General features: G+C 64.0%; 25 protein-coding genes and 2 pseudogenes. 16 read left to right on the plus strand and 11 right to left on the minus strand.

What is annotated here, in order from left to right; genetic code table 11:
- Positions 1-377 precede the first annotated feature (377 nt).
- From G6N13_RS20110 to G6N13_RS20140, 7 genes are all read left to right on the plus strand, one after another.
- Positions 378-647, plus strand: a complete 270-nt coding sequence (locus G6N13_RS20110; protein ID WP_235677839.1) for an AbrB/MazE/SpoVT family DNA-binding domain-containing protein — start codon at positions 378-380, stop codon at positions 645-647.
- Positions 644-955: a hypothetical protein gene (locus tag G6N13_RS20115; protein WP_163699786.1), complete on the plus strand. Its 312-nt coding sequence runs from the start codon at positions 644-646 to the stop codon at positions 953-955. Before G6N13_RS20110 ends, G6N13_RS20115 begins: the two co-directional genes overlap by 4 nt.
- 524 nt (positions 956-1479) lie before the next feature.
- The gene (locus tag G6N13_RS20120; protein WP_163699787.1) at positions 1480-2196 is read left to right on the plus strand and encodes a helix-turn-helix domain-containing protein; all 717 of its coding nucleotides are present in this window, start codon (positions 1480-1482) and stop codon (positions 2194-2196) included.
- A gap of 135 nt (positions 2197-2331) precedes the next feature.
- A complete protein-coding gene (locus tag G6N13_RS20125; protein ID WP_235677840.1) occupies positions 2332-2649 on the plus strand; it encodes an HAD hydrolase-like protein in 318 nt (105 codons plus the stop codon).
- Positions 2650-2815: 166 nt separating this feature from the next.
- A complete protein-coding gene (locus G6N13_RS20130; protein WP_163699791.1) occupies positions 2816-3340 on the plus strand; it encodes a glyoxalase superfamily protein in 525 nt (174 codons plus the stop codon).
- A 579-nt stretch (positions 3341-3919) separates the two neighbouring features.
- Positions 3920-4201, plus strand: a complete 282-nt coding sequence (locus G6N13_RS20135) for a type II toxin-antitoxin system Phd/YefM family antitoxin (protein WP_163699793.1) — start codon at positions 3920-3922, stop codon at positions 4199-4201.
- A gap of 1 nt (position 4202) precedes the next feature.
- Positions 4203-4481 carry a type II toxin-antitoxin system RelE family toxin gene (locus G6N13_RS20140; protein ID WP_163699795.1) on the plus strand — a complete coding sequence of 93 codons (279 nt, stop codon included), beginning with the start codon at positions 4203-4205 and terminating at the stop codon, positions 4479-4481.
- A gap of 101 nt (positions 4482-4582) precedes the next feature.
- Here G6N13_RS20140 and G6N13_RS25440 read toward each other — a convergent pair.
- Positions 4583-4751 (minus strand): annotated as a pseudogene (locus tag G6N13_RS25440) (DUF1801 domain-containing protein); the annotation flags it as partial.
- 206 nt (positions 4752-4957) lie between these two features.
- On the opposite strand from G6N13_RS25440, the gene G6N13_RS20150 reads away from it, so the two are divergent.
- Positions 4958-5143 carry a long chain fatty acid-CoA synthetase Faa4p gene (locus tag G6N13_RS20150; RefSeq protein ID WP_163699798.1) on the plus strand — a complete coding sequence of 62 codons (186 nt, stop codon included), beginning with the start codon at positions 4958-4960 and terminating at the stop codon, positions 5141-5143.
- Positions 5144-5182: 39 nt separating this feature from the next.
- Here G6N13_RS20150 and G6N13_RS20155 read toward each other — a convergent pair whose 3' ends face one another.
- On the minus strand, positions 5183-5392 hold the full coding sequence (locus G6N13_RS20155; RefSeq protein ID WP_322789329.1) for an OB-fold domain-containing protein: 210 nt from the start codon (positions 5390-5392) through the stop codon (positions 5183-5185).
- Between the two features lie 129 nt (positions 5393-5521).
- Entirely contained in the window at positions 5522-6367 is an 846-nt protein-coding gene (locus tag G6N13_RS20160) for a sulfurtransferase (protein ID WP_163699800.1), read from the minus strand.
- 326 nt (positions 6368-6693) lie between these two features.
- Between G6N13_RS20160 and G6N13_RS20165 the strand changes: the two genes are divergently transcribed.
- Entirely contained in the window at positions 6694-7845 is a 1152-nt protein-coding gene (locus tag G6N13_RS20165; protein WP_163699802.1) for a DmpA family aminopeptidase, read from the plus strand.
- A 1-nt stretch (position 7846) separates the two neighbouring features.
- Here the strand turns inward: G6N13_RS20165 and G6N13_RS20170 are convergent, their stop codons facing one another.
- Positions 7847-8659: an acyl-CoA thioesterase domain-containing protein gene (locus G6N13_RS20170; protein WP_163699804.1), complete on the minus strand. Its 813-nt coding sequence runs from the start codon at positions 8657-8659 to the stop codon at positions 7847-7849.
- Positions 8660-8720: 61 nt separating this feature from the next.
- Here G6N13_RS20170 and G6N13_RS20175 point away from each other — a divergent pair, with 61 nt between their 5' ends.
- A complete protein-coding gene (locus G6N13_RS20175; RefSeq protein WP_235677841.1) occupies positions 8721-8906 on the plus strand; it encodes a WYL domain-containing protein in 186 nt (61 codons plus the stop codon).
- A gap of 6 nt (positions 8907-8912) precedes the next feature.
- On the opposite strand, the gene lhgO is transcribed toward G6N13_RS20175, so the two are convergent.
- From lhgO to G6N13_RS20190, 3 genes are all read right to left on the minus strand, one after another.
- The gene (gene lhgO / locus G6N13_RS20180) at positions 8913-10037 is read right to left on the minus strand and encodes an L-2-hydroxyglutarate dehydrogenase (RefSeq protein WP_235677842.1); all 1125 of its coding nucleotides are present in this window, start codon (positions 10035-10037) and stop codon (positions 8913-8915) included.
- Positions 10038-10120: 83 nt separating this feature from the next.
- Positions 10121-11536 carry a mechanosensitive ion channel domain-containing protein gene (locus G6N13_RS20185; protein WP_163699808.1) on the minus strand — a complete coding sequence of 472 codons (1416 nt, stop codon included), beginning with the start codon at positions 11534-11536 and terminating at the stop codon, positions 10121-10123.
- Entirely contained in the window at positions 11536-13749 is a 2214-nt protein-coding gene (locus tag G6N13_RS20190; RefSeq protein ID WP_407663943.1) for an adenylate/guanylate cyclase domain-containing protein, read from the minus strand. Before G6N13_RS20190 ends, G6N13_RS20185 begins: the two co-directional genes overlap by 1 nt.
- Before the next feature lie 178 nt (positions 13750-13927).
- Between G6N13_RS20190 and G6N13_RS20195 the strand changes: the two genes are divergently transcribed.
- Entirely contained in the window at positions 13928-14782 is an 855-nt protein-coding gene (locus tag G6N13_RS20195) for an alpha/beta fold hydrolase (RefSeq protein WP_407663762.1), read from the plus strand.
- Between the two features lie 4 nt (positions 14783-14786).
- Here the strand turns inward: G6N13_RS20195 and G6N13_RS20200 are convergent.
- Positions 14787-15717, minus strand: a pseudogene (locus G6N13_RS20200) (flavin-containing monooxygenase).
- A 166-nt stretch (positions 15718-15883) separates the two neighbouring features.
- Between G6N13_RS20200 and G6N13_RS20205 the strand changes: the two are divergent.
- Together G6N13_RS20205 and G6N13_RS20210 are read left to right on the plus strand one after the other, a co-directional pair.
- Positions 15884-17065, plus strand: coding sequence for an acyl-CoA dehydrogenase family protein (locus G6N13_RS20205; RefSeq protein ID WP_163699812.1), 1182 nt, complete (start codon positions 15884-15886; stop codon positions 17063-17065).
- Positions 17066-17078: 13 nt separating this feature from the next.
- Positions 17079-17987: a VOC family protein gene (locus tag G6N13_RS20210; RefSeq protein ID WP_163699814.1), complete on the plus strand. Its 909-nt coding sequence runs from the start codon at positions 17079-17081 to the stop codon at positions 17985-17987.
- Between the two features lie 232 nt (positions 17988-18219).
- On the opposite strand, the gene G6N13_RS20220 is transcribed toward G6N13_RS20210, so the two are convergent.
- The 3 genes from G6N13_RS20220 to G6N13_RS20230 are packed head-to-tail and all read right to left on the minus strand — an operon-like array spanning position 18220 to position 21466.
- Complete coding sequence (locus G6N13_RS20220; RefSeq protein ID WP_163699816.1) at positions 18220-19053, minus strand: mycofactocin-coupled SDR family oxidoreductase; 834 nt, start codon at positions 19051-19053, stop codon at positions 18220-18222.
- Complete coding sequence (locus G6N13_RS20225; protein ID WP_163702358.1) at positions 19050-19853, minus strand: mycofactocin-coupled SDR family oxidoreductase; 804 nt, start codon at positions 19851-19853, stop codon at positions 19050-19052. Before G6N13_RS20225 ends, G6N13_RS20220 begins: the two co-directional genes overlap by 4 nt.
- Complete coding sequence (locus G6N13_RS20230) at positions 19853-21466, minus strand: flavin-containing monooxygenase (RefSeq protein ID WP_163699818.1); 1614 nt, start codon at positions 21464-21466, stop codon at positions 19853-19855. The genes G6N13_RS20225 and G6N13_RS20230 overlap by 1 nt, the downstream gene beginning before the upstream one ends.
- Before the next feature lie 194 nt (positions 21467-21660).
- Here G6N13_RS20230 and G6N13_RS20235 point away from each other — a divergent pair, with 194 nt between their 5' ends.
- From G6N13_RS20235 to G6N13_RS20245, 3 genes are read left to right on the plus strand one after another with little or no spacing between them, the layout of a single operon-like run.
- Positions 21661-22842 (plus strand): acyl-CoA dehydrogenase family protein, encoded by a 1182-nt coding sequence (locus G6N13_RS20235; RefSeq protein WP_163699820.1) that lies wholly within the window; start codon positions 21661-21663, stop codon positions 22840-22842.
- Complete coding sequence (bphC, locus tag G6N13_RS20240; RefSeq protein WP_163699822.1) at positions 22842-23750, plus strand: biphenyl-2,3-diol 1,2-dioxygenase; 909 nt, start codon at positions 22842-22844, stop codon at positions 23748-23750. The genes G6N13_RS20235 and bphC overlap by 1 nt, the downstream gene beginning before the upstream one ends.
- Positions 23747-25216, plus strand: coding sequence for an FAD-dependent oxidoreductase (locus G6N13_RS20245; protein WP_163699824.1), 1470 nt, complete (start codon positions 23747-23749; stop codon positions 25214-25216). The genes bphC and G6N13_RS20245 overlap by 4 nt, the downstream gene beginning before the upstream one ends.
- The last annotated feature ends 37 nt before the right edge of the window (positions 25217-25253 follow it).

The following is a 25253-nucleotide window of genomic DNA, read 5'->3' on the forward strand; positions in this document are numbered from 1 at the left end:
CACTCTCATATCATCTTGGAATTCTCGGCCTCATCCCGTCCGGAACTATTTGAGGGCGCGCTGGTGAGCACTCCCCCGCACTCTCAGATATTTCCGGATCGGACACTTTTGGGGCTGTCCGATCCGGAACTAGTTAGATCCGGCACTGATAGAGATGCGCAGGCGCCTCGAGGCTGATCGACGCAAGTTCCCGTCATCTGATTGATTCCTGCTGGACGGAATGCCCGAGTTGCGACTCGACGCGCTACAGCTCGAACCCTGTTGAGCACGCACCGGTACCAGTAAAACGGTTATTCCGTATTGCGGTAATACTGCACTCGTGTGAAGATGATCGTATGGCGTTCCGTGGGTATGTAACTGTTCAGTCCAGAGGAGTTGTGGCGTTGCCGGTCGAGGTGCGTCGCAGGCTGCACCTCGACGAACCAGGCGCACAGGTTGAAATCGTCGAGCGCAGCGACGGAGTGTTGGAACTCAGGCCCGCATTGCCTATTCCGGCCGATCAGCGATGGTTCTGGACCCAACGGTGGCAGCAGCGGGAGCGCGAGGTGGACAGCCATGTCGCCGCGGGTGAGGTTTCGGTGCACCGTGACGGTGACGCGTTACTGGAACACCTCGGCCAGCTCGACGCGCACGCAGACGGCCAATGAGGTATGAAACCACCCCTGCCTTCGACGCAGATTTCAAACGGCTCAAGCCCGAACATCGAGCGGCATTCCGAGAGGCACTGAAGGCCAAGTTCATACCCGCATGCGCGGCACTGGAAGTCGATCCTGCAGCAGTCTGGCCGAAAGGGCTGCGGGTGAAATCCGTCCAAGGCGCCCCAGGCGTGTTGGAGATGACGTGGTCGTTTGCGAGCCCTGACGGCCGGGCGACCTTCGAACTTGTCACCGTCGACGAGCAGCTGCGATGCCGCTGGCGTCGGGTCGGTGACCATGACGTCTTCAAAGATCCGTAGCGCCTCCACCTGGAAACAGATCACCATCAGCGCTGACACCGTGAGCATCGACCTGGCTGGGACGCCGATCGAGCTCCCGCCTCCGCTGGATGAACCGGTTCGCGCGCTGGCGGCGAGCAATTACAACAACCGGACCGCGGCACATCCCAACTCGCCTTGGGTATTTCCTCGTGGATAGCGCCCAGGGATGCATGTCACGCCGACACACCTGCGTAACCATCTGCGGATCAGTCGTCCCCAACACTCGAAGCACGCCTAGGCACACTCAACGAACTCACACAGACCACCCCGATCGCCATCCTCGCCGAAACTCTCGGCGACAGCCCTCAAACGCTCGAAGCCCAAGCCCGAGCGCACGGTGTCCGATTCGGCCGTCCGGGACTACGGGCGAATGTCGAAATTCGGCCTCGCGGGCTTTCGATTTCAGGCAGAGAATAAGCCTCCGTGCAGCAGTCAAAGAGGTAGGTCAGCCCCTCCTAGCGCGACACGCGTATATAGCGTATCCTGCAGAGGTGGGCTCTTTCATGATTGTAGAGCGCGCAGCGGTGGGTCAGCAGACGCGCCCCTTGCCCGACGATCTGCCATGGGATATTCGTGGACGCGAGCAGCTCGAGAGTGCGCTTCAAGATGCTGGCTTGGCCGTCGTCGCGGTCGGACGCGTCGACGACACTGTCGACCCGGCACCGGCGGTAGGTCTCGTCGATAAGGCTCGGCTTCGCGCCGAGTTGGAGGCACTAGTCAACCAAGCCGACGAATCTGAACGGGCACGCTTGGAGGCTGCGGCGACTGGAGCGCCACGCGATGGCCTCGATGAACGCTTTTGGGGGCCGGCACCGGACTCAGTGGCCGTCACCGAGGCGGTGGTCGCTGACCTCACCGATCAATTCGCGCAGCGCCGCCAGCTCGCCGCCAACAGCATTGGCAGACAAGCTGCTGCGCAGCTGCTTTCCATCAGTCCGCAAAGCGTCACCGACAAGCTCGAATCGCGAAAACTGGTCGGTATCAAAGTGGGTAGAGAATGGCGGCTCCCCCGATGGCAATTCAACCCGGACAACGTGACCGGTGCCTTACCAGATCTCGACGTCCTGCAGTCGTCGTTTCCCGGTGGACCGGTCAGCCTGTCGCGGTGGATCATGCACCCCAACATCGAGTTTGATGGGCGTACCCCGCGTGACGAACTGGTCGCCCACGGTAGCGCATCGGTCATCAAGGTCGCACAAGCGCTTACTGCAGCCGGATGATCAGACGGCTACGGCCACCGGCGCGGCCGCTGCCGACCGTAGACAAAGATGCGACCTGGTGCTGGGAACCGCCCGATGCCGCGGTGCGCTGGGAATGGTGCCGCGTTTATCACCAGGACGAATACGCGGCTGACGGTGCGGCCTTTCGCCAATTCGGGCCGCAAGCCCGTTTGGACCACCATCACGCTGCCGATCCACGTGGGTGATCGGCTCGATAACGACATACTTCCCGCCCGGGCGATCGGAATGCGCACGGTGTTCATCCGACGCGGACCATGGGGCCACATTCACGCTCTTAAAGATGAAGTGGCACTCGCCGATCTGCGGGTGAATTCGCTGCAAGAATTGGCTACGTATTTCGGCGCGACCACAGCTGATCGTGCATCGAATGGTTTCGACATGACGGACTATTCCGGCAGGCTAAGACTTGAAACCCCTTGCTCACAGCCGTAACGTGTGCACACGGGTTCGATGTGACCTGCCGCCCGCGCCGAGACATCGGTCAGGTGAATACATCGGGTTCGGTCACCATCGCACTTGTCTACGAGCAACGGTGCCTCGACAGCTCAGCAACGCGGGCACTGAATTGCACACCGGCACCGGAACCGTAGGTGAAGTGATGGACATGACCATTAACGACGCAAAACGCGCAGCCCGCGTACTCCGCGACCAACTGCCTGACATCAATCTCACGCATTCCAAAGCGCTCGAGATCGTGGCCCAACAGCTCGGCTTCCGCGACTGGAACACCGCCGTGGCGCGGCTTCCAAATTGGCAAGGCATGAGCGCCCCGGTACCTGTGCTCCGTAGCCTCGATGAGGCCCGTGCCCGCGAGTTCTACATCGACTACCTTCACTTCAGCGTCGAATGGGAACATCGTTTCGATTACGCCCAGTCGATCCTCTACATTCGCTTGCGTCGCGATCAGTTCGTCCTCGATTTGTCTGAGCACCACGGGGACGGCACCCCCGGATCGACGGTCTGGGTACCCGTCAGCGACGTCACCGCGTTGCACACGGAACTCCACGCCACCGGATACGACCGGATGAACCCCGGCATCGAGGTCGACTCACCGGGCGGCCCAACCATGGAAGTCATCGACCCGTTCTCCAACACAATCCGCTTTTGCCAGACCACACCATAGAGCCGCAGTTGGCGGGGCCGATCCTCAACACGGCCCCGTCAACCATCGGCTCCCGAATGCCTCCAATTTCGCGGGCACCAATGGCCATCTGTATCAGATTAAGTGAGAAAGAATAGCCATCAGAGTTCTCATCCAATCTGATGCACCGCAGGTCAACGCATTGTTCTTGTATCAGCTCGAATGAGAACGGACAGCCGTGCGGATGCCTGTCCGTTCTCACCGCAGTTGGGGCATTCTCATTGAATCTGGGGCAACGGGCTTGGCGTTCATGCGTGCTGACGGCGGTGTCGGCTGGGCAGGTCGTAGCGAGTGTTGTGAACTTGGAGTTCAGCACCCGGGTTGTGGAGCAGAGCCAGTATAGCGACGTGCTCGGCGTGGACGTCTGGCTCCATGCGAAGCGCAGTAGGGCCGCCCGCTGACAGCGCTCGCAGGCGAGACTGATAGTCGCGCAATCTTCTGCGGACCTAACCGGCTCGGGACGCTCCGCCGACGGTGGTCGCGGCCCGCACACGTTACGGCACGCGCATCGCCAGTTATTTGGGTCGTATCCGATACCAAATATAGGACTAGCATTGACCCATGCGGATACTGCCGATTTCTCAGGTGAAAAGCAAGATCAACGAGTACGTCGATGCTGTCGCCGAGACGCGTGACCAGATCACCATCACCAAGAACGGTTCGCCAGCGGCCGTACTCATCGGTGTTGATGAGTGGGAGTCGATCAAGGAAACGCTGTACTGGCTCTCTCAGCCCGGAATCACCGAGTCGGTGGCCGAATCAGAGGCCGACGTCGCCGCGGGGCGCACGTTCGGTGAAGACGAGATTCGCGCGGCGTACCACGCGCCTCGGCGACCACGCTGAGATGGAATCCGACGCTGACTACGCGACGCGGTTCACAGCCTCGGCTCGGCGCGATCTGGACAAACTCCCGCCGCGGATTCTCGCAGCCGTGATCGAGTTCGCGTTTGGAGATCTGGCACGAGCTCCCCGTCTGGTTGGGAAGCCGCTGCGCGGCGACCTCGTCGGTCAGCACAGTGCCCGGCGAGGCCCCTACCGCCTCCTCCTCCGCATCGACGACACGACCAAAACCGTCTGGGTGCACCGCGTCGACCACCGCTCAGACATCTACCGGACGCCCTAAAGCTGAGCGACGGGTGACCGGGCGGACCAGCGCCGCCAGCGCCAACCCCACCTGGCCGCCCCCACCGCAGTCACCCGAGTGCGATGCGCCGTCGCCGGCGAAGCCTGCCGCCCACGGCGCGTCCATTGACGACGATATGGACCCGATGGATCAGCAAGCGCCGCGCCCTTGGCGAACCTCATCTTGACCGCGTTCTTGTACGTCTCCCCCGGCGCAGATCATGCCGGCACGCGACCACACCGGCACGCCACGCCATCTCCACTCTTCGACCCGTTGTGAGGCGGTGATGTCGTCGTCGTCCTTACACCCATGTAGCCATAGACGCGAACGATTTTGTATTCCGTGACTGAGAAGAGTATCTTTTCCCGCGGCCCAGAATCGTTCCGGAAAGCCTGAAGATGCGTACTCATTACCGAACTCGCGGCTTCTCTACTCGTCCGCAACGGGGTCTTCGCACCCATTCCCTGCTCCGGCCGATGGCCGGCCAATGCTTCGAGATCGAGATTCGGTTCGACACCAACCGATGGGTGATCCTGATTCCCGAAATCAACGATGCCACTGAGGCGACCGCGCGCGACAAGGTCGAACTGGCCGCCCGCGAATGCATCGCCACCCGCACCGGCATCCCGATCGGATACATCTCCGTCTGGGTTCGCGACTGACCCCAGTCCCGTTGTCTCACAACGGTTGAGCTCGACTCCTCAGCGGGTTGAGGGCCGGAACAACGGAACCCACACCCTGGTGTCCTCCGCGCCCGACAATCCCGTCCAATCCTCGAAGAACGCCTCTACCGCGAGCCCGATGCGCAGGTCCTCAGGTTCGACATCCACCACATTGGTGATCAGCCGCACGTCGGGTTCCTCAGCGATCTCGACGATCGCGACGATGTGGGGCGGCTCGAATCCCGGAATCCACGGTTGCCGGTCAACGCTGAAAGGGTCTGGCTGAATCGCGAGCTAGAGGACCAAAAAGATGTCCGACGATGCCGAACACCAGGCACATCGCCTGAACCTTCACATACACCAGGAACGTCTCCATCATCACTCGCCGGTGGCGACGGGCCGGTCCGGATCCGAACTCCACTGCGACCAGGATCCGGGGAACAGCGCTGCGTCCCGACCGGCCGCGGTCAACGCCGCGACGGCGACGGCCGCGGTGATCCCCGAGCCGCAGTAGACGCCAATCGGGGTGTCGGCGTCGACGGCGCGCTCGCCGAGGAACTTGTCGACCACGGCGTCGGCGACGAACGTCTCGTCGCCGGCGAGCAGCGCCGTGCTGGGCAGGTTCCGCGCCCCGGGGATGTGGCCGGCGACCGGGTCGACCGGCTCGACCTCGCCCCGGAACCGTTCCGGTGCGCGGGCGTCAAGCAGCGGGCCGCGGTCGAGTTCGTCGGCCGTCAGGGTCGGCATCGCGCCCGCGTACAAATCCTGGTGGGTGACGGTGATGTCGCCGGGTGCTGGATCGACTGGACCTATTTCGATGGCACCGCCGGCGGCCTTCCAAGCCGACCAGCCACCGTCGAGGATGCGCACATCAGGCAGGCCGGCCGCGGTCAGCACCCACCAGGCCCGCGCCGATCCGGCCCGGTTCCAGTCGTCGTAGACCACGACGGGAACGCCGCTGTGAATCCCCCAGCGCCGCGCAGCCTCCTGGACCGCAGCACCTGACGGCAGTGGATGGCGGCCCCGGTCGGGCACGGTGTGGTCGGTCAGCTCGTCGTCCAACGACACGTACACCGCACCCGGCAGATGTCCCTGGAGGTAGTGCGCACGTCCATCGGGCTCGCTGAGGGTCCAGCGCACGTCCAGGACCGTCACCGAATCGCCGGCTGCCAGGTGGCTGACCAGTGCTCTGGCAGTTATCAACACGTCCGCGCGACCTGCCATCGAATCTCCGTTCCTTCCGTCACCGGCCACCGACGATCATGCCCCACTCATGGAGGCCCCGCTGCGCCAGGTAGTCAACCTGAGAATTGGCTTAATCGAGTAGTGCACTACGCGTGCGCGGGGGCACCGGCGCCCGATAGTTTGGCATCAACATCAGTCGCGACACGGGTTCCGCAGGGGGTGCCGGAATCGCCTGGTGGCCCGCACCACGACTGGGGGGTGTGGTGCGGGCACAGGCGGCGCTGGGGAAGGCTTCACAACCTTCCCCGGCGTCCGTTGTCATTTCTGGGTAGAAACCCCCTGCGGGCCGACAGTAAGGTCGGCCGATGACATCCCCAGCGGCATTCACTTCCGATGGCCTGCCCCGAGCCCGCGGACTCGGCATCCCGCTGCCCGGCGACCCCGGTCCGCTCAATGCGATCACCGATGTCGCCGGTATCGAGGTCGGGGTGATCACGCTGGTGGCCGGCGACGGGGCGATGACGGTGGGCCGCGGACCTGTGCGCACCGGTGTGACCGCCATCCTTCCCCGCGGCCGAACCGGGCTCGGAGCACCCTGTGCCGCAGGGTGGTTCTCACTCAACGGCAATGGCGAGATGACCGGAACCACCTGGATCGAAGAGTCGGGCACCTTCAATCTCCCTGTCCTGCTATCGAATACACACGCAGTCGGCGCCTGCCACACCGGCGTCATATCGTGGGTCAATCGAGTTGATCCGGTACTGGCACGCCAATGGCTGCTGCCGGTATGCGCCGAAACCTGGGACGGCTACCTCAACGACATCAATGGTGGTCACGTGCGCCCGGAACATGCCGAGGCCGCGCTGGACAACGCGACCGGAGGGCCAGTTCCGGAAGGGTCAGTCGGGGGTGGGACCGGAATGAACTGTTATGAGTTCAAGGGCGGCAACGGCACGGCATCGCGCCTGGTGCGCTACGGCCGCCACACCTTCACAGTCGGCGCCTTCGTGCAAGCCAATTTCGGTGCGCGCCAAGAACTCACCGTTGCCGGACGTCATATCGGCCCACATGTGGTTGCCGACAATCCGCTCGACGGCGACTGGTTCGAGCGCGACCTCAACCGCCCACCACCCGGCGCAGGCTCGGTGATTGCGGTGATCGGCACCGACGCGCCACTGCTTCCCGGCCAGTGCAAGGCACTTGCCCGGCGGGTACCGCTGGGCCTGGCCCGCACCGGCACCACCGGCAGCCACTTCTCCGGCGATATCTTCGTGGCTTTCTCCACCGCCGAGGCGCCAGATCTCGGCAGCCGCTTCCCCACCGGCGATGTCGACGACGACGAGTTCGGCAAGGTGCGGTTCCTGCCGTGGGGACGGATGGATGACCTGTACACCGCGGTCGTGCACAGCGTCGAAGAGGCTGTACTCAACGCCTTGGTGGTCAATGCCGATATGGTCGGCCGCGACGGTCACCGCTCCCCCGCGCTACCCCACGATCAGCTGCGCGCCCTGCTGTGAGTCACCCGCTCAGCTCAGGCATCGCATCGGGTTCGGTGAAGTCGATCTGAGCCGCCGGGTTGGCGATCGCTGTCACCAGACCGGTCCCGAACGGCCCCTCGTCGTCGAATAGTGTTCCGGTACCGACCGAGATTCCGTCCGATACCCAGTGCGAATCACCTTGAACACCAATACCTTCTGATTTCGGAAGCCGGCTCAGCGCGACGGTGAGATCACCGTTGATGTAGCCGATGCCCATGGTGCCCATATTGCTGACCAGACTGGTGGCCTCGGCGACGATGACGGTGCGCAAAAACGGGGTGATGTCGTGGCCGGCCACCACGTCGATCGGGCTGTGGTACACGCGCTTTCGTGACGTGTTCTGGTGTATGCCCCCGCCGGGGCTCCAACCGGCGTCATCGCTACCGATGACGTATGCGTGCGCCTCCGTCTCAGGCGGCGGGTTGAATGAAGCCACGCACGACCACTCCTCGCCCGGCGGCGGTTCGGACTGCCGGTACTGCACCAGCGTGGCGCGGGCGACGATCACGTCGCCCTGGATGACATCGCACTCGCTGTTGCGCACCCGATGACCGTCCCGGACCAGCCGCGACTGGACGATCGTCGGGACGCGCTTCGCCGCCCTGAACAGGTCGACCGTCAGTCGAGCGGGCAGGAAGCCGGGCACGTCGAACCGGTGCTCCAGGTTGAACGCCGCCAGACCCACCACGGCCGGGCCGTTGAGCATGTCGGTACCCCAGCGACTTCGGGCGTTCTCCGTCGGGTGGAAGATGCCGTCAGGATCGGAAATGAAATGAGCCGGTCGGCTGGCCATCCGGGCATCCTCGCATAGCGTCCTCCGGTGTCGGTGCCCGGATCATCAGACGACGTAATCAATGGGTCTGCTGCACGGGGGCGATGCGTGGCTGTTCGTGGGATGGTGCCGGTTGCGCGAAGACATCCGAGGATTTCAACTCGACCGCATCCGGCACCTGGAGATCACCGAGAAGGTGTTCCCCGAACGCGATCCTGCGGTGCTGGACGCGGATCTTTCACGGTGGCGCACTCGGCGACTGGGGTGACGCCGCTCAGCCGGTGACGCGGTCGACCAGTTCGCGCGCCAAAGCGAACGCCGAGGTCGCGGCTGGTGACGGCGCGTTGCGTACGTGTGAGACGTGTCCGTCGCGGGAGATCACGAAGTCATCGACCAGTGCCCCGTCCCGGCCAACCGCCTGTGCTCGCACACCGGCGTGCGAGCTGCCGTCCAGATCGGCCAGCGTCAGGCCCGGCATGTAGCGTGCGGCAGCGGTGACGAACGCCCGCCGACTGGCTGCCATCTGGATCTCGTCGAGTCCCACCCGCCAGTACCTGCGCGCCACCCGCCAGGTTCCCGGCCAGATCAGCGTCTCCCAGGAATCTCGAATACTCAACCGGCGCAATGCGTATGCGTCGCGAGCACCGACGATCATGGCAGTCGGCCCGAGCGTCACGTCACCGGTGATGTTTTTGGTGATGTGTACCCCGAGAAAGGGTAGCTCGGGGTTGGGCACCGGATAGATCATCCCGTTCAGCCGGGGCCGCTCGCTGGGTGTCAGTCCGAGATAGGCGCCGCGGAATGGCACGATCTGGGGCTCGCGCGGCGCTCCGGCCCGGCGGGCCAGACGATCGGCCCACAGACCGGCACACGCGATCACGTTTCGCGCGCGCAACGAACCATCTGAGGTGTGGACTATCGGACTGCCCGCACCGTCGATCGCAGTGACCGAGCTGCCGAAGCGGACCGTCACACCTGCCGCCCTGAGTTCGCCGACCAGAGCGCCGGCGACTGCGGGATAGTCGACGATACCGGTGTTGGGTGCGTGAAGTGCCTGCAGTCCAACGGCATTGGGCTCGATGTCGGCGATTTCCTGCGCGCCGATCCGGCGCAACCCCGGCACGTCGTTGGCGATGCCTCGCGCCTGCAGGTCGTCGAGCCTGCCCAACTCATCGGGAGACAGCGCGACGATCAGCTTGCCGCATCGCTCATGGCTGATGCGGTTGTGCTCGCAATACTCATACATCAGGCGAGCACCCTCGACGCACAACCGGGCCTTGAGCGATCCCGGCTGGTAGTAGATACCGCCGTGGATCACTCCGGAGTTGTGACCGGTCTGATGGCGTGCCGGTCCGTCCTCGCGTTCGAGAACACAAACCGAGTCGGCGGGGCGGCGCATGGTCCACTCTCTGGCTACGGCCAGACCGACTATGCCTGCGCCGACAACCACCAGGTCATGTGCACCGGCAGAAGCCATGCCGCTCAATCAATATCCACCTCGGTCGTCTGGTCCAGTGCCCGAAGGACGTGCTGGCGTCGTTCCTCGATGGTCCGGCCCAACTCTTGCAGCAGGCGCGGATTGCGCTGTACCAACTCGGCGATCTTGTCACGGCCAACGTATACCGCGGTGACTTCCCCGACCGCATAGGCGGACCCGAGAACCGGCTGGCGGGTGAGTGTCGACTGCCCCAGGAAGGAACCCTCTTCCTGCGTCCAGGCGACTACCTCGGAGCCGTCTTCCATGATCGCGTTCATCTGCACGGCGCCCGCTAGGACGAATGTCATCCCCAAGGGTGTCTCGCCCGCCCGCTGCATCCGCTCGCCGTCGGCGTAACACTCGATTCTGGCATGCTCGACCAGGTCCTCGTGCTCGTCACGGCTCAACCGGAAGGTTGGGCCGACGACCTTGAAGATGGCCTCTTCAATCCGCTCCGGTGTCGAGAACGAGTCATCGGCTTCGTCGAGGTGCAACCCTTCGCGGCGCGCGGCGTACCAGATCCAGCGCCGGAACCTGGCTGTCGCCTTGCCGTCCTCAGCCGGGGAGATGAGCGGGATCTTCGTCCGGTATTGCATGCCGCCGAGGGCAATGGTGTTGGGGTTTCGGCTCGGGTCGCGCTGGGGAAGCTCCGACGCCATCCGGGTGAGCATGGCGCATACCCGTTCGGGTGGATCGTCGTGAGCGAAGACGGTCTCCACTTCGCACGTGTGCTTACCTTCGGGGCGGCTGAGGTTGGTAAATGACGCCGCGGCCAGCACCGAGTTTGGGGTGATCTGAAGTCCGGTGCTGGTCTCAAGATGGATGGCGCGCCAGTTCACTTCCACCACACGGCCCTTGGCCTGAGGTGTCTGCAACCAGTCGCCCAGCCGGAACGGCTGCTCGAAGAGCATCAACAACCCGGAAATGATCTGTCCCACCGAGTTCTGCAGCGTCAAGCCGACGACGATCGAGGTGATCCCCAGCGCGGTGAACAATCCTTTGACGTTGGCGCCCCAGATGTAGGCGAAGATCATCGCCAGACCCACAGCGATGAGCACGAAACGCACCACGTCGAGGAAGATTGATGGCATGCGTTTGCGCCACGAGCCGTCGGGGGCGCTCTGGAACAGTGCCGCATTGATTCCCGACAGCATGAGGACCAGCACCACAAAGGCTGCCAGTGTGGAGACAACTCGCACCGACGTCGCGTGCGGCGGAACCCGGTTGGCCTCCAGCATCAACAGCAGCAGCGCGGCTAGCGGCAGCAAGTAGTTTCGCAGGATCGTGACGGGTCGCAGCAGCACACTCTGCCTGCGCTGCAACACATGTTGCCACTCGGTGAGCGCAACAAGGCCCAGCGGCAAACCGACGGCGATCCCAATGGCCCAGTAAAACCATGCCGAGGCAAACACGTTAGCCATCAGCGGCTCTCCGAGAGTCGCCAGATCGGTTGCGCCTGACCGTCAACCAGCGTGGTTCCCGCCGACTCGAACCGCATCGTCTCCTGCAAGACCTCGTGAACGTTTGCGGTGACATAAACTCCGGGTTGCGGTGAGCCATCCTTGATCTGGTGGGCCAGGTTGACGACCGAACCCCACATGTCGTAGACCACAGAGGGCCGGCCGAGCAGGCCGCTGCTGACGGCACCGGTGTCGACGCCCGCGCGCACGCTGAGGTCGTTGCCGGTCTCGCTATTGAACCGGCCGACGATCTGCTGGCACTCCAACGCGAAATCCAACGTCCTGCGCACATTGTCCAACCGTGGGATGATGAGGCCGCAACTCGCCAGGTACCCGTTACGCACGGTACGAACGGTTTCCATTCCGAGAGTCTCTGCGGCCGCATCGATCTGGCGAATTAATTCGTTGATCAACGTCAACGATGCGTCGGGGGTCAATTCGGCCTGAAGTCGATCGAGCCCGATGATGTCGGCGAAGATGACCGTCACATTCTGGTGCTCGACGGCGATGGTCTCCTCACCCTGCTTGAACCGCTCGGCGAGCGATTCTGGCATCAGTGAGCGCAACAGCTGGTCGTTTTCTTTGCGCTGCTGGTTGAGCAGATCTTCCTTGACCGTCAGGCTACGGCCCATCTCGTTGAAAGCTTCTGTCAGATCACCGATTTCGTCGCGAGTATCGACGGGGATGGTGACGTTGTAGTCGCCGGCGCTGATGCGTTGCGCACCGGTTTCGAGGCGTCTGATCGGTCGTACGAATATCTGAGCCAAATAGATCGCCAGCAGGCACACCACGAAGATGATCCCGGTAGTGACCAAAACCATGATCTTGGTGAACGACGTTTCGCGAGCGAACGCCTCGCTGGTATCCACTTTCGCAACGATCGACCAATGCAGGTCCGAGTCCTTGATCACCACGGGCGCGTAAGCCTGAAGCGTGTCCTGCCCCAGGTAGTCCTGAGTGATGATGGTTCCGGTCTCGCCTTTTTGGGCGTTGCGGGTCGCCGCCGAGGTCATCGGCTGAACCAACGTGGTGCCACCCTGCCGAATCGCCATGTCGGCGACGTCCGGAGGCGTGCCGGCGTTGACGACATCGGCCTTGTACTGCTGAGGGTTTTCCAGGAAGAGACGCGAATCCGATCGCATCAATTCGTCGGGACCACCCAACACTGTCTCACCGGTGTCGCCCATACCGACTTGCCGCCACTGCTTGTCGAACGTCATCAACCGGTTGATCTTGGTGATCGGGAACTGCAGCGCCAGCACCCCGGACGCGCGGCCGTCCTTGAGTATCGGGGCCACCATCCACGCGGTCGGCTGCATTTCGGCCGCCTGATAGAACTCGAAATCGGTAAACCCGACATAGTTGACCGTGTTGGACGACATCGCCTTCAGATACGCCGCGTGGAGCTTGGATCCGGTATAGGGGCCATCGACGATGTTCGTACCGAGGTCGACATCCTTGTAGGCGCTGTAGACGACGTTGCCCCGCCCGTCGATCAGAAGCGCGTCCTGGAACTCGTAGCGTGTCGTGATCTGCCGGAAGAAGTCCTGGTACTGAGCATTGGCCGCTGACCACGCGCTTCCATCGTGGGCGTCATCCAGACTGATGGCATATTGATCGCCGTCATCGAGATTGAGGGGCCTCTTCGCGGTGTAGTTAGCCTGCAGGTATCGCTGGGCGTTGGATCTCGGAAGCACGGCGGTGGGGTCAAGCTTGGTGCCGCTGAATTGCTCGACCTCTTTGATGAAGCCGTTGTCGTAGTAGTCGGCGATCGACTGCGATTGCTCTGGGCTGATCTGGGCGTTCGCCAGTTGGTCGAATCCCGCGGTGAACGCCTCGAGCGCGTTGCGAGCGACCACTCCGTGGGTATAGATAATCAGCGCACTCCTGAGATCCGTGATCTGAGAGGTCAACTCGCGTGTCTGGGACTCCCGCACCTCGGTCAACCGGCTGAACACGGCATCGCGCATCTCAGTGCGCCCGGCATGGAACGCGATACCACCGATCACCACCGAGGCGATCACGGTGCAGAGCACCATCATCAGGATCAATTTGGACAGAATGCTGACGTGGGCCAGTAGCCGGCGACGGCGGAAACGATCCAGGCGTGTTCGCGGGAAGTCCGCCGCCGGGTCCGCTTCGGTGACCGCCTCGGCAGCGTCTTGTTCAGACACCTGCGTCATCGGCATCCCTTCGCCCGCCATGACCCGAAAAACACGGGTCGGCGAGCAGATTACCGCACCATGTGACCGATGAGGCTGCTGTGGCCAATGGTGAGTTTATAGATGTCGCGGCCCGCCCACCGGTACGGCTGGTTGCCACGCCGGCGGCCACGATGTTCGGATAGCACCCGTGGACACGACTTACGAAGGCACGCAGCGCGAGATCTCCACCGAGAAGGGCGTGCTGCGCTACCACGAGGCCGGCGAAGGCCCCGTTCTGCTGCTGCTGCACGGCTCCGGGCCGGGGGTCACCGGCTGGCGTAATTTCCGCGGCAACCTGGCATTTTTCGCCGAGCATTACCGGTGCCTGGTGCTGGAATTCCCCGGTTTCGGAGTCAGCGACGATTTCGGCGGGCACCCGATGCTGGATGCGCAGGCGGCCGTTCCAGCCTTCGTCGATGCCCTGGGCCTGGAGACGGTCGACGTGATCGGCAACTCCATGGGCGGCGGGGTCGGCATCAACTTCGCGACCAACCACCGCGACCGGATCGGCAAGCTGGTGACCATCGGCGGTATCGGCACCAATATCTTCAGCTCGGGGCCCAGCGAGGGCATCCGACTGCTGCAGGAATTCACCGAGGAGCCCACCCGCCAGCGGCTCATCGACTGGCTCAACTCGATGGTCTACGACCCGGCGTTGGTGACCGACCAGCTCATCGAGGAGCGCTGGGCGCTGGCGACCGACCCCGAGACCCTGGCCAGCGCGCGCCGGATGTACGGCAAGGCCGCATTCGCGGCGATGACGAAGATGATGCGCAACGCCGATTTCCCGCTGCCCTGGGCCACCATGCACAAAGTGACGGCACCGACCCTGCTGACGTGGGGCCGCGACGACCGTGTCAGCCCGCTGGACATGGCCTTGATCCCGATGCGCACCATCGAAAACGCCGAGCTGCATGTGTTCCCCAACTGCGGGCATTGGGTGATGATCGAAGCGAAGCAGGCCTTCGAGAGCACCGTGATGGGCTTCCTGCAGCGGGACTAGCCGCTCACGGCGCCTTGAGCAACTCGAAACCCTTGTAGCAGGCAGCAACCACCTCGGCACAGATGTCGTTGTAGACGCCTGACCCGCCGGTGAAGAGCATGAAAAACCCTTGGTTTGCCGGGCACGTTGGCGCTCAAGTACCACGAGTTGGCTTTCGGGAACAGGGTGGTCGCGGCGCGCTGATTGAGTTCGGCGAGCCAATTCTCGACGGCATCCGGCATCGGCTCGATGCGGCGTATCCGTGCGCTTCGAGATAGCCGATCGCCTCGGCGATCCACTCGACATGCGACTCGGCGTGCAGCACCATGTTAGCCAGCACCGCGGGCGCGCCAGGGCCGGTGACCACGAACAGGTTCGGGAAGCCGTCGTCACCCAGTCCGAGATAACTGCGCGGACCGTGGGCCCAATCGTCGCGCGGCAGCTCTCTCCCGCGTCCGACGGTGTCGATCGTGCCCAATGAGCCGGTGAGCGCGTGGAATCCGGTAGCGAAGACGATCGCGTCGAGATCGACATGGGCCTGCTCGGCGATGATCGCAATCGATTGAATGCCTGAGGAGCCCGTGCCGATGACCGCGACCCGCCGGCCGGTGAAATCCATGCCCTCGTGCGGCCACTGCGCGGTGTGGTAGATCTCGCCACCGAAAACCTCGAGGCCTTCGAATGCCGGTGTGATGGCCGAGGACAACGCCCCGGTAGCCATAACGACGAAGCGAGCCGTGAACCGTTGGCCGTCCTCGGCTCATCACCGCCCAGCGCAGGTCGAACTTGTCGGCGACCCAGTTGAGATAGGCCAGGATCTCCGGCTGGGCGGCGTACTTCTCGATCCACGTCCATTCCTGCTGCAGCTCGTCGGAGAACGAGTAGCTGTAGGAAAGTCCCTGCTGGCAGAACTTGTGTAGCACGTAGAGCCCGGCGAAACCGGCCCCGACCACCACCACATCGCGTGCGTTCGCCGCCTGCGCACATGCCGAGCAGCGTAAGTCGACACCGGCAAACTTGCCCCGCTCATCGGGACATTGCCCGATACTGGCCGTCTCGCGGGGCGAGGATGAAAACAGGCGAGGATGAAACCAACAGCCCAGACCCGGACAAGGATGCATCATGACCGCTTCGGTGCTCGACAAGACAATGCAGCTAACCGATGAGCTGCGCGAGCAGGCAGTAGAGGCCGAAAAGATCGGCAAGCTCACCGACCAGACCGTCAAGACGATGAAAGATGCCGGGCACATCCGGCTGCTTCAACCCGCGAAGTTCGGCGGCCTGGAAGTGCATCCGCGCGAGTTCGCCGAGACCGTGATGGCACTGGCGGCACTCGACCCCGCCGCCGGTTGGATCAACGGTGTGGTCGGGGTGCACCCCTACCAGCTGGCCTACGCCGACCCGCGGGTGGCCGAGGAGATCTGGGCCGACGACGTCGACACCTGGGTGGCCTCCCCCTACGCCCCCCAGGGCATCGCCAGGCCGGTCGACGGCGGCTACATCTTCAACGGTCGTTGGCAGTTCAGCTCCGGCACCGACCACTGCGACTGGATCTTCCTCGGCGCGATCAAGAGCGACGCTGACGGCAAGATCCAGATGCCGCCGCAGATGCTGCACATGATCCTGCCGCGCAAGGACTACACCATCGTCGAGGATTCCTGGGACGTCGTCGGGCTGCGCGGCACCGGCTCCAAGGACGTCATTGTCAAGGACGCCTTCGTCCCCGACTACCGCGTGATGGACGCGTTCAAGGTGATGGATGGCACGGCCCAGCGCGAGGCCGGGATGACCGAGACCCTCTACCTGATGCCGTGGTCGACGATGTTCCCGCTGGGCATCTCTTCGGCGGCCATCGGTATCTGCGAGGGCGCGCTGGCCGCGCATCTGGACTACCAGCGTGAGCGGGTCAGCGCGGCGGGCACCGCCATCAAGGATGACCCGTACGTGATGTACGCGATCGGTGAGGCCGCCGCCGATATCAACGCCGCCCGCCAGGAGCTCCTGGCCAACGTGGACCGGATCTACGGCATGGTGGATTCGGGCAAGGAGGTGTCGTTCGCCGATCGTGCGGCCGGGCGACGCACCCAGGTCCGCGCGGTGTGGCGTGCGGTCAGCGCGGTCGACGAGATCTTCGCCCGCTCCGGCGGCAACGCCATGCGGATGGACAAGCCGCTGCAGCGCTATTGGCGCGATGCCCACACCGCTATGGCGCACGCCATCCACGTGCCGGGCACCACCTACCACGCCGCCGCGCTGAGCTCGTTCGGCGTCGAGCCCCAGGGTCCGCTGCGAGCGATGATCTGACAGGAGCGGACTGGTGAGCCTCCTCAAGAGCCTCGGCTACGTCACAATCCACACCGCGGACATCGACCGCTGGTGCCAATTCGCCTTCGGTGTATTGGGATTCGCCGAGGGCAAGGGGCCGGACCCCTCGGCGCTGTATCTGCGGATGGACGAGCGGGCCGCCCGGATCATCGTGGTGCCTGGCGACGGTGACCGGATCGCCACCGTGGGCTGGGAGGTCCGCGACCACGCCGCGCTCGAACAGGTGAAGACACTCCTCGATGGCGCCGGGGTGGTCCACAAGCAGCTCTCACAGTCCGAAGCCGACGACCGCAGGGTCGAGGAGGTCGTGGCATTCGACGACCCCGCCGGCACCCACCTGGAGGTGTTCCACGGCGCGGTCCTCGACCACAGCCCCGTGATCACCCCGTTCGGCGCCCGGTTCATCACCGGCGACCAGGGGCTGGGCCACGTCGTGCTGCCCGCGCTGGATGCACCCGGCCTGTTCGACTTCTACACCGGGGTGCTGGGTTTCGTGTCGCGGGGCGCGTACCGGGTGCCGTTACCCAAGGAGTTCGGCCCGATCCGGATTCGTTTCCTCGGCATCAACGAGCGCCATCACAGCCTGGCGATCGCGCCGGCCATGCACAATCGCGACCCCGGGCTGATCCACATGATGGTGGAGGTCGATGAGCTCGACGCGGTGGGTGCTGCTCTCGACCGCATCGCCGCCGAGGGCTTCCAGCTGTCGTCCACACTGGGCCGCCATACCAACGACAAGATGGTGTCGTTCTATGTGCGTGCGCCCGGAGACTGGGACATCGAGTTCGGTACCGGCGGCCTTAGGGTCGACGAAAACCATTACACCGCTGAGGAAATCACCGCGGACAGCTACTGGGGCCACAAGTGGGTCGGCGATATGCCGGCCGCCATGCGGCCCTGACATGGGCAACGACCTGCGCCCTGTCCCAGCAGCCTCGGTGATGAGCTGGGATCATGAAGCCGATGTGGTGATCGCTGGCTATACCGCCGGCCTGGCCTCGTAAAGCCATGCCAGTGGAATCTCGTTGGGGGACGGTAGTTTCTACGGCCGTCGAGCTGGACAAATGCCGTCCCGCCGACGATGTCGTGGGTCACCACATCACTGCTGAGTGTTGTCATGTCAAGCCTTCCGTCTAGCGTTGGCTACTTCCCGCATCAACCGGCAGGCTGACCGAAGTGATGTAGCGGGCCTCGTCGGATGCGAGAAACAAGCTGGCGTTCGCGACGTCCAACGGATCGACCCAAGGCACGGCAAGCATGTTCATCCGGGTCGCAGCCTCGGCAAATTCGTCTTTGGTCGGTGGCCGGGTCAGGTCGGGCCGAAACGCGGAGCGCACGGCGTCGTTCTGGATCAACGGTGTATCGACGTTCGTCGGGTGCACCGAGTTGACTCGGACCCTGTGCGGCGCCAGATCAATTGCCAAACTGCGCATCAGACCGACCATGCCGTGTTTGGCCGCAGTGTAATGCGCGACGCCAATCAGGCCACGTAACCCAGCGATCGAATTGACCATGACTATCGAGCCCGCGCCTCGACTGATCAGATGCGGTACCGCGGCCGTACATGTGTGCCACACACCGGTGAGGTTGACGTCCAGCATGGTGCGCCACGTCGATTCCGTCATCTCAATGCCAGCGCCGCGTGAGGTAATACCCGCTGTGGTACAGACGATGTCAATCCCGCCAAAGTGGCCGGCACCGCGATCCGCAGCTGCTCGTAGGGCGTCCAGATCCCGCACATCGACGATAGCGGTATCGATCCGTCCGCCCGCCTGTTCAACCAGCCGTGCGGTGTCATCGAGATCGGCTGGTGCGCTGGACGGCCCGCGCACCGATTCGATCGGCCCGCACACGTCGACGCCTACGATCGCCGCACCCTCTTGCGCGAAGCGAACTGCCTGGGCTCGGCCGATGCCGCGGGCGGCCCCCGTGATGAATGCGGTCTTACCCGCCAGCCGCCCGGTCATGTCGTCTTCTGAGTGAGGCCGGCGTCGACGACGAGTTGGGTGCCCGTGATGTAGCGGGCGCAATTGGATGCCAGGAATACCACCGCGTCCGCAACGTCGATCGGTTCCACCCAGGGCACCGGTAGCAGGTTCCGGGCGGTGAGGACCTCGGCGGCATCGGCCTCGGTGGGATTGTCTAAGTCTGGCCGCAACCGCTTGTATGTTGCCGAATTACGCACCATAGGTGTGGCGACCGCGCCTGGGTGCACGGTGTTGACGCGAATGTTCCTGGGCCCCAGTTCATTGGCGAGTGTACGGGCCAATCCAACCACGGCATGTTTACTGGATGTGTAGTCCGCGGTCCCTGCCGTCCCGCGTAACCCGTTGGTGGAACTGATAATCGTGACGGAGCCGCCGTGAGCACCGATGTGTCGCACTCCGGCATTGACCGTGTGCCAGACGCCGGTGAGGTTGATGTCAAGTGTGCGCTGCCACTGTTGCGGACTGATCTCCCACGCCCGCCCGCCGGGACAGTGGACACCTGCATTGGCCACGATCACGTCTAATCGACCCAATTCCGCAACAGCTGCGTCAACCGCGGCGCCGAGTTCGACGAGGCTCGTCACGTCGGCCACGCCCGTGACAGCGCGTCTGCCTCGGTCCCGCACCAGTCGCGCAGTCACGATCAGGTCGTCGGCGGCGTCACTGTGATCAAGCATGATGAGGTCAGCCCCGACATCGGCGAACCGCTCGCAGTGCGCTCGCCCCGTGCCCCGGCCGGCGCCGGTGACCAACGCAACCTTGTCGCGTAGACCGAACATCACGGTGCCTTGATCAGATCGAATCCTTTGTACCCAGCGGCGGCCACCTCGTCGCAGATATCGAGATATGTCGCGAAACCGCCGATGAACAGCATGAATTGCCGCGGTTTGCCGGGCACATTCGCGCCCATGTACCAGGAGTTGGCTTTGGTGAACAGTGTTGCCTCAGCACGTTGTGCACACTCGGCGATCCAGCTGTCGACCGCATCCGCCGTCGGTTCCATTGCGGCACAGCCTTGTCGGTCGAGGTAACCGATAGCGTCGGCAATCCAATTCACATGCGCCTCGGCATGCAGCACCATATTGGCCAAGACTGCCGGCGCGCCTGGTCCCGACACCAGGAACAGGTTGGGAAATCCGTCGGTGCCCAAGCCTAGATAGGTGCGCGGCCCGTCAGCCCAGTCGTCGACCAACGTGTGGCCACCACGACCAACTATGTCGATCTTGGCGAGTGTGCCGGTCATCGCGTCAAAACCGGTGGCCAAAACCAGCGCGTCGACGTCGAAGTGGGCTTCTGATGTGTTGATGCCTGTCTCGTCGACCGATTCGATCGGCGTCTTCCTTACGCTCACCAGCGTGACGTTGGGATGATTGAACGTCTGAAAGTAGTTGGAGTCGGTGCAAATTCGCTTGGTCCCGATGGGATGGTCGGTGGGGATGAGCAGTTCGGCAAGATCCGGATCGTCGATGACGGAGCGGATCTTGTCTTCGTAGAACTTGCGGGCTTCGTCGTTGGCCTGCAATGAGACCATCTGATCAGTGAAGGTCTTGGAAAACAGCACGCCGCCGAGTTCCCAACGTGTTTCGAACGCCTCCCGCCGCTCGTCGGGCGTCGCGTCCATCGTCAGCTTCGGATGCGCAACATGCGGTGAGCCACCGCCACTGCGCCAGGACACCCGCCGTCGCTCGGCGTAGTTCGCCTTGATGTCGGCCACCTCTTCGGCTGTCAGTGGCCGGTTGCCTGCCGGCACGCTGTAGTTGGGCGTGCGCTGGAACACGTAGAGATGTCGAGCCTGTTCAGCGATGATCGGGATGGATTGGATGCCCGAGGAGCCGGTGCCGATCACAGCGACCCGTTTATCGGTGAAGTCGACGTCCTCATGCGGCCAGCGCGCGGTGTGATAGACCTCGCCACCGTATGCGTTCAGTCCGGCGAAGTCGGGAGTCATCGCCGCCGACAGTGGGCCGGTCGCCATCACGACGAACCTCGCCTCCACGCTGTGCCCGGCGTCCGTCGTGATCCTCCACCGCAACGTCTGCTCATCAAGCACCGCGCTCACCACTCGGGTGTTGAAGGTGATGTCGCAGCGCAGATCAAGCTTGTCGGCAACCCAGTTGATGTAGGCCAGGATCTCACTCTGAGTGGCATACTTCTCGGTCCACGTCCATTCCTGCTGCAACTCGTCGGAGAACGAGTAGCAGTAGTCCACACTTTCGACATCGCATCGGGCACCTGGATATCGGTTGAAGTACCACGTACCTCCCACATCGGGCGCGGCCTCGAGGACCCGTGCCGACAACCCCTGTGAGCGGAACTTGTGCAGGGCGTACAGGCCGGCAAACCCGGCCCCCACCACAACGACATCGACAGGAGTCTTCGATTCACTGCTCACGCGCCCGAACGCTAGGCGGTCCTGACGCGGATGTGCGGCATGCTTCCCGGTCAGCGGGCGCCGATCTCGGACGACCTTCACATCGAGTTCTGAAGGCCGCGACCGCAACAGCCTTCCACTGAACGGGATTGAGAGCGGGTGTCGGCAGCCGAGCGGCGCACGATGAGAATAGCGACCGACGATAGGACCAGATCATGACTGAGCGTGTAATCGACCGGGTGCGCGAGATCGCCGACCAACTGCGTGACCAGGGCGCCGAGGCTGAGAAGATCGGCAAACTCACCGACAACACCGTCAAGCTGATGAAGTCCGCGGGCAATATCCGCCTTCTGCAGCCAAAAGCCCACGGAGGCCTCGAAGTACACCCTCGCGAGTTCGCCGAAACCGTCATGACCACGGCCGCCCTCGATCCATCCGCCGGCTGGATCAACGGTGTCGTTGGTGTGCACCCTTACCAATTGGCCTACGCCGATCCCAGAGTTGCCGCGGAGATCTGGGCCGATGACGTCGATACCTGGGTCGCCTCGCCCTACGCCCCACAAGGGGTGGCGCGGCCGGTCGACGACGGGTACCTGTTCACCGGCCGGTGGCAGTTCAGCTCCGGCACCGACCACTGCGACTGGATCTTCCTCGGCGCGCTGATCGGCGACGCCGAGGGCAAACCGTTGATGCCGCCGCAGATGTTGCACATGATCCTGCCGCGCAAAGACTACGAGATCGTCGAGGACTCCTGGAATGTGGTGGGGCTGCGCGGGACCGGCTCCAAGGACGTCGTCGTGAAAGACGCGTTCGTACCGTCCTATCGCACGATGGACGCCACGAAGGTGATGGATGGCACGGCTCAGCGCGAAGCCGGGATGACCGAGACCCTGTACCTGATGCCGTGGTCGACGATGTTCCCGCTGGGCATCAGTTCAGCGACGATCGGCATCGCCGAAGGCGCTCTGGCGGCCGCACTGGACTACCAGCGAGAGCGGGTCAGCGCGGCAGGCACCGCGATCAAGGATGATCCCTACGTCATGTACGCCATCGGTGAGGCCGCAGCCGACATCAACGCCGCCAGGCAGGAATTGCTCGCCAACGCCGACCGCATCTTCGATATGGTCGACGCGGGTAAGGACGTGTCCTTCGAGGATCGCGCCGCGGGTCGGCGCACCCAGGTGCGCGCGGTATGGCGCGCGGTGGCCGCGGTCGACGAGATCTTTGCGCGGTGCGGCGGTAATGCGACCCGTATGGACAATCCACTGCAGCGGTACTGGCGTGATGTGCACGTTGGCCAGGCGCACGCCATTCACGTCCCCGGAACGGTGTATCACGCGTCGGCGTTGAGCTCGCTGGACGTGGACCCGCAGGGCCCGCTGCGGGCGATGATCTGATGGGCGATGTCAAGAGCCTCGGCTATGTCACCGTTGCAGCGGCCGACATCTCGCGGTGGCGACAGTTCGCCTTTGACGTTCTCGGCTTCGCCGAGGGCTCGGGCCCTGATTCCGATGCGCTGTATCTGCGGATGGACGAACGCGCCGCGCGGATCATCGTCGTCCCCGGGGACGCCGACCGGATCGTCACCGTCGGCTGGGAGGTCCGCGACCACCCGGCGTTGCAGCGGGTGAAGTCGGCGCTGGACGCCGCAGGCGTTCCGGTCAAACAACTCTCGCAGGCCGACGCCAACGCGCGCCGGGTCGAAGAGGTGATCGCATTCGATGACCCGGCGGGCACTTCGACAGAGGTGTTCCACGGTGCCGTCCTCGACCACAGCCCCGTAGTGACGCCGTTCGGCGCGCGGTTCGTCACTGGCGAGCAGGGTCTGGGACATGTCGTGCTGCCCGCGCTCGACGTGCCCGGTTTGTTCGATTTCTACACCGAGGTATTGGGATTCGTGTCGCGCGGCGCATTCCGGGTACCGGCCCCGCCTGAGTTCGGCCCGATTCGGGTCCGGTTCCTCGGTATCAACCAGCGCCACCACAGTCTTGCGCTGTGCCCTGCGATGACGCTGCGGGACCCCGGCGTGATCCACGTGATGGTCGAGGTCGACACTCTCGACGCGGTGGGCCAGGCCCTCGACCGGGTGAACAGGGACGGCTTCCAGCTGTCATCGACGCTGGGCAGGCACACCAACGACAAGATGGTGTCGTTCTACGTGCGCTCCCCAGGGGACTGGGACATCGAGTTCGGCACCGATGGTACGCGGGTGGACGAAACGTATTACACCGCCGAGGAAATCACCGCCGACAGTTACTGGGGCCACCAGTGGGTGTCGGACTTGCCCGCGGCGATGCGCCCATGACCGCCGAGGATGACGTCGCCCCGGTTGCCGCGTCGTCAATCACAAGTTGGGACCACGAGGCCGACGTGGTTATCGTCGGCTACGGCATCGCAGGTGCGGCAGCGGCGGTGGAATCGGCGCGGGCCGGCGCCGACGTCCTGGTGCTCGAGCGCACCGGGTCATGGGGTGGGGCCGCGTCGATGGCGGGCGGGTTCGTCTACCTCGGCGGCGGCACGCCGATCCAGAAGGCCTGTGGCTTCCACGATTCCGTAGACAACATGGCGGCGTTTCTCAACGTGGCGATGGGGCCTGGCGCCGATGCGGATCGCATCGCCGACTACTGCCACGGCAGTCTCGCCCACTTCGACTGGCTCACCGATTGCGGCGTGCCGTTCAAACCGGAGTTCTGGGGCGAGCCCGGATGGGAGCCGCCGGGTGACCAGGGGCTGATGTTCACCGGCGGCGAGAACGCCTACCCGTTCAACACGATCGCCGAACCCGCTCCGCGCGGGCACATTCCGCAGATGACCGGAAAGGTCGCCGGCGAGAAGAGTGGTGGATTCATGTTGATGAAGCCCCTCATCGAGACTGCGACGTCGCTCGGTGTGCGAGCCGTCTACGACGTGCGGGCCCAGGCGCTGATAGTCGAATCCGACGGTCGGGTGGCCGGAGTGCTGGCGCGACAATATGGCGAAACGGTGCGGGTACGCGCCAGGCGCGGGGTCATGCTGGCTGCGGGCAGCTTCGCCTACAGCGAGTCGATGATCAAGCAGTTCGCACCAGGAATCGCCGGACGTCCTGCCGCCTCGATCGAACAACACGACGGGCGTGCGATCCGCATGGCGCAGGCGCTCGGTGCGGATCTCGCCCACATGGATGCCACCGAGGTGGCATTCCTGATCGATCCACAACAGACCGCGCGCGGTGTTCTCGTCAACGGCCTCGGTCAGCGATACGTCCCCGAGGACATGTACTCCGGCCGGATCGGACAACTGACGTTGTACCGGCAGGAGGACACCGCCTACCTGATCATCGACGGCGACGCCCAGGACGACGCAATGGCGGCGACGTCGGCCACTCCGTTTCTGAAGCGACCTGCGACGTGGGTATGCGACACGGTCGCCGAGCTCGAAGCCGAGATCGGCCTGCCGGCCGGCTCCCTGCAAGCGACGATGGGCGCCTACAACGAGGCGGCCGCGCGCGGCGAGGACCCACTGCTGCACAAGAAACCGGAGTGGATCAAGCCGGTCGGTACCCCGGTCGGCGCGATCGATCTGCGGGCCAGTTGCGGCGGGTTCACCCTGGGCGGGCTGCTGACCTCGCTGGACGGTGAGGTCATGCACGTCAGCGGTGAGCCGATCCCGGGACTGTTCGCGGCGGGCCGCTGCACCGCCGGACTGTCGGCGTGGGGCTACGCGAGCGGTGTCTCGCTGGGCGATGGCAGCTTCTACGGTCGCCGCGCCGGTCGCACGGCCGCCAACTCCTAGCGACCGATAACCCCAGTTCTGGAAGAGCGCAGCCATG

Origin of the sequence: Mycolicibacterium sarraceniae (genome assembly GCF_010731875.1) — a bacterium.
Classification (GTDB): domain Bacteria; phylum Actinomycetota; class Actinomycetes; order Mycobacteriales; family Mycobacteriaceae; genus Mycobacterium; species Mycobacterium sarraceniae.

Coding starts and splice junctions, on each gene's coding strand:
- G6N13_RS20185 (WP_163699808.1), bottom strand. CDS start 11,536: ATGGCTAACGTGTTTGCCTCGGCATGGTTTTACTGGGCCATTGGGATC.
- G6N13_RS20175 (WP_235677841.1), top strand. CDS start 8,721: ATGGGTCTGCTGCACGGGGGCGATGCGTGGCTGTTCGTGGGATGGTGC.
- G6N13_RS20160 (WP_163699800.1), bottom strand. CDS start 6,367: ATGGCAGGTCGCGCGGACGTGTTGATAACTGCCAGAGCACTGGTCAGC.
- G6N13_RS20165 (WP_163699802.1), top strand. CDS start 6,694: ATGACATCCCCAGCGGCATTCACTTCCGATGGCCTGCCCCGAGCCCGC.
- G6N13_RS20245 (WP_163699824.1), top strand. CDS start 23,747: ATGACCGCCGAGGATGACGTCGCCCCGGTTGCCGCGTCGTCAATCACA.
- G6N13_RS20205 (WP_163699812.1), top strand. CDS start 15,884: ATGACCGCTTCGGTGCTCGACAAGACAATGCAGCTAACCGATGAGCTG.
- lhgO (WP_235677842.1), bottom strand. CDS start 10,037: ATGCGCCGCCCCGCCGACTCGGTTTGTGTTCTCGAACGCGAGGACGGA.
- G6N13_RS20235 (WP_163699820.1), top strand. CDS start 21,661: ATGACTGAGCGTGTAATCGACCGGGTGCGCGAGATCGCCGACCAACTG.
- G6N13_RS20135 (WP_163699793.1), top strand. CDS start 3,920: ATGCGGATACTGCCGATTTCTCAGGTGAAAAGCAAGATCAACGAGTAC.
- bphC (WP_163699822.1), top strand. CDS start 22,842: ATGGGCGATGTCAAGAGCCTCGGCTATGTCACCGTTGCAGCGGCCGAC.
- G6N13_RS20150 (WP_163699798.1), top strand. CDS start 4,958: ATGGCCGGCCAATGCTTCGAGATCGAGATTCGGTTCGACACCAACCGA.
- G6N13_RS20130 (WP_163699791.1), top strand. CDS start 2,816: ATGGACATGACCATTAACGACGCAAAACGCGCAGCCCGCGTACTCCGC.
- G6N13_RS20120 (WP_163699787.1), top strand. CDS start 1,480: ATGATTGTAGAGCGCGCAGCGGTGGGTCAGCAGACGCGCCCCTTGCCC.
- G6N13_RS20170 (WP_163699804.1), bottom strand. CDS start 8,659: ATGGCCAGCCGACCGGCTCATTTCATTTCCGATCCTGACGGCATCTTC.
- G6N13_RS20115 (WP_163699786.1), top strand. CDS start 644: ATGAGGTATGAAACCACCCCTGCCTTCGACGCAGATTTCAAACGGCTC.
- G6N13_RS20140 (WP_163699795.1), top strand. CDS start 4,203: ATGGAATCCGACGCTGACTACGCGACGCGGTTCACAGCCTCGGCTCGG.
- G6N13_RS20220 (WP_163699816.1), bottom strand. CDS start 19,053: ATGACCGGGCGGCTGGCGGGTAAGACCGCATTCATCACGGGGGCCGCC.
- G6N13_RS20225 (WP_163702358.1), bottom strand. CDS start 19,853: ATGTTCGGTCTACGCGACAAGGTTGCGTTGGTCACCGGCGCCGGCCGG.